Here is a 406-nt window from a genome sequence, read left to right on the forward strand (position 1 = left end):
GGAAATGTTTAAAACAAACAAAATTGAACAGCTAAAAATCAAAGATGGTAAACCTACAGCATTTCGCCCCCCGGTCTGGCCTTTTTTAATTGCAGGTATATTTATTTTGTTTGGGTATAATCTCACCTATATCCTTATTTTTAAATTCCTGCTGCATCTGCTAGGGATATTCATCTTCTATAAAACGCTCAAACTTTTAAAACTAAAGGAGGGTCTTATTCTCCTCGGTTGCCTGCTCTTTGCAATCCATCCGGCATGGCAAATTTACTCCAGGGTTTTTCTATCTGAACCTATAACGATGTTTTTCCTCACTTTATGGGTTTACCTTCTAATTTCTTTTCTTCAAAAAAAAATAGGTTTTCTGCCACAAGCACTTGCTGGTGGGGTTCTAATTTTATCACATCCT

General features: G+C 36.5%; 1 protein-coding gene. It reads left to right on the forward strand.

Annotated features, from left to right (window positions below):
- Window positions 1-4: 4 nt before the first annotated feature.
- The coding region (locus HC175_RS24810; protein WP_369074357.1) for a glycosyltransferase family 39 protein at window positions 5-406 on the forward strand (402 nt) is incomplete at its 3' end.

Source organism: Salinimicrobium oceani, from assembly GCF_012037645.1.